The organism is Tangfeifania diversioriginum, assembly GCF_900141875.1.
GTDB classification, from domain to species: domain Bacteria; phylum Bacteroidota; class Bacteroidia; order Bacteroidales; family Prolixibacteraceae; genus Tangfeifania; species Tangfeifania diversioriginum.
This window is the reverse complement of the sequence record NZ_FQZE01000067.1, coordinates 1-5,541: the sequence shown is the minus strand read 5'-3', so window position 1 is coordinate 5,541 and position 5,541 is coordinate 1. Positions and strand designations below refer to the sequence as shown.

Here is a 5,541-nt window from a genome sequence, read left to right as displayed (position 1 = left end):
AACTTTCGAAAGTTAGCAATGAGTCTTTTATAGGCAAACCCGTAAAACGACTCTGACCACGTTCAGAGAACGTGGGTTTCTAATTTGAACTAAAATTACACAAATCAAAAAAAATACTGATAAGAAATTATGTCTCAACCCTGAATAATTGTTCTTTCTGTTCTGATTTATCAAAATATGAAGCCGAAAAAAACAGGATTGAAGTTCAAAAAATAATTGAATTGTTGAATTTCAGGCATTCAGATCATTTTTCTGAAGAAGAAAAAGCTCTGTTAACCTATGTTGACGAAATAACCACAACAAAAAATGCAGATGAAGATACTTTTGTGCTGCTTAAGAAATATTTTTCCGATAAAGAAATAATTGAAATAACCTGGATATGTGCCACCGAGAATTATTTCAACCTGATGACAAAGCCACTCGGGCTGCGCTCGGACCAATTGAGTAAAATGAACCGTAGCGTGCGCTAATCGTGTTAGCAAAAACTTAAAGGACACCTGCCGGGCAGATGGCTTCCCCTACATAAAACCCGGGATGCGATAACTGAAGAAATGAGGTTACTTTAAGAACATTCCCGGTAACTCGGTAACAACTTACAACAAAAAAAAGCCAGAAATAAATTTTTTGTGCATTAAAAAGTGTAACTTGCAATCAATTAATAATATAATACAATGAATAAAGGAACAGTAAAATTTTTCAATGAAACCAAAGGTTTTGGTTTCATCAAAGACAATGAATCTTCAAAAGAGTATTTTGTACATTCAACCGGGTTAAAAGATAATATCCGTGAAGATGACGAAGTAACTTTTGATTTGGAAGAAGGTAAAAAAGGATTAAACGCCGTAAATGTCAAATTGGCTTAATTTATAAGGCTTACAATCGGTTATGATCTAATCCCGCTTTTCGCGGGATTTTTTTGTGCATTTTTATTAGGTCTGATTTATGCTGTTTAACTGCGGTTATAAAAGATACGGGTAAATTTGACTGTGAAAAATTTACAGCCTGCTTGATACATAAATCAAGCAGGCTGTATTGCATTGGTGCTATTCCAAATTTTTGCCGGCAAGTACCGGCGCGAAAATCCATTATTCCATGCTTTTCAGGTATTTATAAAGTTCGCTGTCGGTTGAAAGGATAACGGTGGTAGTGGAGTCGAACGTACTTTGAAAGGTTTCCATACTTTTCATAAAGCTGTACAATTCTCTCGAGCTATTCGATTTGTTGTAGGCGCTGGCATAGATTCCGGCCGCCTCAGCATCGGCTTTTCCTTTAATTGTCTCAGCTTCTTTATATGCTTCCGATTGTATCTGGTTCAATTCGCGCTCTTTTTCTCCGTTGATCCTCGAGGCTTCGCCTTCACCTTCCGACCTGAATTTGTCGGCAATCCGGATTCGCTCACTTTTCATGCGGTCGTAAACCCGCTCCCGTACATCCTCCACGTAATTGATCCGTTTAAACCGGAAGTCAAGTACTTCGATGCCCAGGTCCCGTGTTTCTTCGTTAACTGTTTCCTGGATAATATTCTGGATTCGTTTTCGGCCCACCTCGATTTGGGCAAGCGAATCTTCAATAATCTCACTTATTTTGGCCGTGGTGTCGGCCTGGCGGTTGGTGTTTCTGACCACTTCTTCCAGACTGTGACTGGCCACCTGGTCGCGGGTTTCGCCGTCAATTATATCGTCGAGCCTGCTTTGCGCGCCCCGTTCGTTGGTAAGGCGCTTGTAAAACTGCAGCGGATCGGTAATGTGCCAGCGGGCGTAGCTGTCCACAAAAATGAACTTCTTTTCTTTGGTGGGAATCTGATTGGGATCGCCGTCCCATTCCATATAACGCTTTTCAAAATAATTTGCTTTCTGCACAAACGGAGTTTTGATTTTCAACCCGGGGTCGGTCACGGCATCGCCCACCGGCCGGCCGAATTGAGTGACCACCACCTGCTGGGTTTCATTTACAACGTAAATACTTTGCGATAAAACAATTATGCCTGCAATAATTATTGCTACAATTAGTAATATTTTATTTTGTTTATTCATTGTCATTCTTTTAAAAAAATTGATTTTGGGGTGTTTAATTCAAATCCTTTTTCAGTAAAGGAATCATGTTGTTGCCATTTTCTGAAGTGATGATTTTGTCTCCGAGCCTGGGCAGAACTTCTTGTAAAGTTTCAAGATAAATTCTTCTTTTGGTCACTTCCGGCGCGCTGACATACTCGCTGTAAAGGGCGTTAAACCTGGCCACTTCTCCCTGTGCGTTGTTTACGCGTTTGGTGGCGTATCCTTCGGCTTTTTGAATGGTTTCCTGCGCCTGTCCCCTGGCCCTCGGGATTACCTTGTTGTATTCCGATTTGGCTTCGTTAATCAGGGTTTCCCTTTCCTGCTGTGCTTCGTTTACAGCATTAAATGCCTGTTTAACCGACTCCGGCGGATTGATATCCTGAAGCACTACCTGGGCTATTTCAATTCCCAGTGAATATTCCCTGGCCATCTCCTGCAGCAAAACCTTTACTTCGCTGGCAATTTCGGCTCTACCAACGGTTAATACCTCGTTAACGGTACGGTCGCCTACAATTTGCCGTGTAACAGCCTCGGAAAGGTCGCGCAGGGTATTGTCGGGATTGCGCACTTTGAACAAATAGTTGTAGGGATCGCTTACGCGGTATTGTACTACCCACTGCACATTAGCCAGGTTCAAATCACCCGTCAGCATTATCGCTTCGTCATCGGTAACAGAACCTGTGCGGCTGTATGCCGTCCTGACTCCGGCTTGCTGCGTACGAAAACCAAACTCCTGCTTTTTTTGCCTTTCCACAGGCACTTTGTAAACCGTTTCCATAAAAGGTATTTTCATTTTCAAGCCGGGTGTAACTGTCCTGACATGTTTCCCGAAACGAGTTACCACTCCCTCTTCTTCGGTACCCACCTGGAAAAATGAACCAAATCCAACAATTAGAAGCACAATTACAATAATTACTTTCTTGTAATGCTTTTTTATGAGTTGTTGTATTTCATCTGTACTGAATTCCTGATTGTTCATAAACTACATTTTTTGATTTTAAAAATCTTGGAATTTACAACTATTCGTATGGTTTGGCAATGATTTCATGTTATCATTTCAAAATATCGAAAACAGTGCAGGAAAATTGAAAACGGCTAATCCCTCTTTCGCACAAGATTTACATGAATTTTGGTGGATAATAAAAGTTTGCATGGTTTTGTATTTTTATGATTTTGTGGCTTAAGATGTGGTTGCAGAACTCAAAGTAGCGAGTATCGCAAAATATGAATAATTGCAATACGTATTTTATCCTTTACAGTGATATCCCAAAACTACGATCTCAGGGCACATTTTTTGCTCCTTCCAGAATTTTTCCCAGCGCTGTATTTTTACCGGAACGCTCTCGAAACGGGTGAAAAATGCCTACGTAATTTCTTTGATAATCAGGTGAAAAATATCTGAAATTAGAGGTTTACCTGAATTTAATATTGTCGAAAAAATGTAAACAGCTAATTGATAATTGTTTGTGTGCCGTTAGTGCTGATTATGAATTCGTTAACAGAAAGTTAATGAGCCCTGGAGAATAATGGATGGTGAATTAGCATACTTTAGCGCCCCGAATCACAAAATGTATCATAATTATGTTTGTAACAATGTTTGCAGTATTTGTACTGGGGTATATTTTAATTGCCCAGGAACATGTACTAAAGATAGATAAAGCCGCCATCGCCCTTTTGCTGGGGGTGGCTATCTGGGGCTTTTATATCGTTGGTGCGGGAGATATTCTTCCGGGGAATATTCATTACGAGCATTTCCTTCAGAATAACCCTGACTTGACAGCCCAATCAAAACATTCGTATATCGACTTTATTGCACATCATGAAATCACGGAACATCTGGCCGATATAGCATCAATCATTGTGTTTTTGCTGGCTGCCATGACGATTGTGGAACTAATTGACAGCCATGAAGGTTTCAGGGTTATCACCGATAGAATTAAAACAACCGATAAAATAAAACTATTGTGGATGCTTAGTTTTATAAGTTTTTTCATGTCGGCGGCGCTCGATAATCTTACCACGTCGATTGTTATGATTACATTGCTTAAAAAACTGGTTACCGACAATAAGCGGCGATGGTTTTTTGCCAGTATGATAATTATTGCTGCCAATGCGGGGGGGGCCTGGTCGCCAATCGGAGACGTAACCACGATTATGCTGTGGATTGGAGGGCAAGTAACTGCGGCCCACATTATTACCCATCTTATCTTGCCAAGTATTATTACAATTTTGACTCCACTTGTAATTGTTTCTTTCGGAATGAAAGGAAATGTTACCCGTCCGCAGGAGACAATCGAAATCGAAAAAGCCAACCGAACAAGCAGAATGGAGCGACAACTCATATTTTCACTTGGGGTTTTCCTTTTAATGATGGTGCCCGTTTTTAAAACAGTTACAGGTTTGCCTCCATACATGGGAATGCTGGGCGCTTTAGGAATAATATGGATAGTAACAGAATTGCTGCATAAACCCAAACCTATAGAATATAAAAGCGCATTCACTGTGACAACCGCACTTAAAAAAGTTGATTTCTCCAGTATTTTGTTTTTTTTGGGAATTTTGCTTGCTGTAGCCGGATTGCAATCGGCAGGCCATTTACGCATATTATCACACTTCCTTGATCAGAACCTGCATAATATTTACGCCATAAACCTGGTTATTGGAGTACTTTCTTCAGTGGTGGACAATGTCCCACTTGTTGCCGGTGCTATGGGAATGTATGACGTAGTTGGTGGCGGAGCTGACGGGTACCAAAGCTTTTTCATGCAAAATGGAAGTTTCTGGGAGTTTCTCGCCTATTGTGCCGGAACCGGGGGCAGTATTCTTATAATTGGCTCTGCTGCCGGGGTGGTGGTTATGGGCATGCTAAAAATCGATTTTACCTGGTACCTGAAACGTATTTCTTTGCTGGCCCTCTCTGGCTACCTTGCCGGAGCCGTTGCTTACTACGGGATGTCGTTTTTATAAAATCCAGGTCCAAAAATCAGTTTTGTGAGATGAACTATATTTTACTGTTAGTTAGATTGTTATCTACGTGAATGCAACTTCCCCAGTGTAGAATGCTCCAATATTAAAATTTATTTCGGGGCAGCCTCAAAAGCCCTCATCAATTTCATCCTGAATAAAGTCGACAATATAAGCATCAGTAAGACATATATTTAGACTATGTTCGATATAGTAAAAACTTTTCTGTGCTAAAATTTGAACTTTTTAAAAGGTTATATTAAAAACTCATCTCTGCCCTGAAAAATATTCCGCCTCTGTCAGCAAAATTTTGATTTGCATACGTACCACCAAGCTGATGCACATATTCTACTCTTAACACTTTAAAAATATTTGTCAGTCCGAACCCAATTTCTACATACGGATTATTCATTTCAGTGGTATAATAACCGGGTAAATCGAAAACTGGTTTATAGCTGCCGGTAAGTTTTCCGTAATGACATTTCAATGAAACCATTTCCCGTAATTTTAAATTTCTTAGCAG

Annotated in this window: 6 protein-coding genes and 1 pseudogene; 3 read left to right on the top strand and 4 right to left on the bottom strand. The window is 40.3% G+C overall.

All coding sequences use genetic code 11. The annotated features are described in order from the left end of the window. The first annotated feature begins 221 nt into the window (after nt 1-221). Nucleotides 222-470 carry a carboxymuconolactone decarboxylase family protein gene (locus BUC07_RS20275; RefSeq protein WP_073174146.1) on the top strand — a complete coding sequence of 83 codons (249 nt, stop codon included), beginning with the start codon at nt 222-224 and terminating at the stop codon, nt 468-470. Between the two features lie 201 nt (nt 471-671). Beyond that, entirely contained in the window at nt 672-863 is a 192-nt protein-coding gene (locus BUC07_RS20270; protein ID WP_073174144.1) for a cold-shock protein, read from the top strand. Between the two features lie 10 nt (nt 864-873). On the opposite strand, the gene BUC07_RS21025 is transcribed toward BUC07_RS20270, so the two are convergent. From BUC07_RS21025 to hflK, 3 genes are read right to left on the bottom strand one after another with little or no spacing between them, the layout of a single operon-like run. Continuing rightward, nucleotides 874-1,086, bottom strand: coding sequence for a hypothetical protein (locus BUC07_RS21025; RefSeq protein ID WP_073174142.1), 213 nt, complete (start codon nt 1,084-1,086; stop codon nt 874-876). Next, a complete protein-coding gene (gene hflC / locus BUC07_RS20260; protein ID WP_073174148.1) occupies nt 1,086-2,033 on the bottom strand; it encodes a protease modulator HflC in 948 nt (315 codons plus the stop codon). Before hflC ends, BUC07_RS21025 begins: the two co-directional genes overlap by 1 nt. Before the next feature lie 34 nt (nt 2,034-2,067). Further along, nucleotides 2,068-3,033, bottom strand: a complete 966-nt coding sequence (gene hflK, locus BUC07_RS20255; RefSeq protein ID WP_073174140.1) for an FtsH protease activity modulator HflK — start codon at nt 3,031-3,033, stop codon at nt 2,068-2,070. A 602-nt stretch (nt 3,034-3,635) separates the two neighbouring features. On the opposite strand from hflK, the gene nhaD reads away from it, so the two are divergent. Further along, complete coding sequence (nhaD, locus tag BUC07_RS20250; RefSeq protein WP_073174138.1) at nt 3,636-5,021, top strand: sodium:proton antiporter NhaD; 1,386 nt, start codon at nt 3,636-3,638, stop codon at nt 5,019-5,021. A gap of 256 nt (nt 5,022-5,277) precedes the next feature. Here nhaD and BUC07_RS20245 read toward each other — a convergent pair. Beyond that, a pseudogene (locus BUC07_RS20245) lies at nt 5,278-5,541 on the bottom strand (DUF5686 and carboxypeptidase-like regulatory domain-containing protein); the annotation flags it as partial.

Bases quoted from the DNA above. Each gene is read 5' to 3' on its own strand.
- BUC07_RS20270 (WP_073174144.1), top strand. From the start codon at position 672: ATGAATAAAGGAACAGTAAAATTTTTCAATGAAACCAAAGGTTTTGGT.
- BUC07_RS21025 (WP_073174142.1), bottom strand. From the start codon at position 1,086: ATGGATTTTCGCGCCGGTACTTGCCGGCAAAAATTTGGAATAGCACCA.
- hflC (WP_073174148.1), bottom strand. From the start codon at position 2,033: ATGAATAAACAAAATAAAATATTACTAATTGTAGCAATAATTATTGCA.
- hflK (WP_073174140.1), bottom strand. From the start codon at position 3,033: ATGAACAATCAGGAATTCAGTACAGATGAAATACAACAACTCATAAAA.
- nhaD (WP_073174138.1), top strand. From the start codon at position 3,636: ATGTTTGTAACAATGTTTGCAGTATTTGTACTGGGGTATATTTTAATT.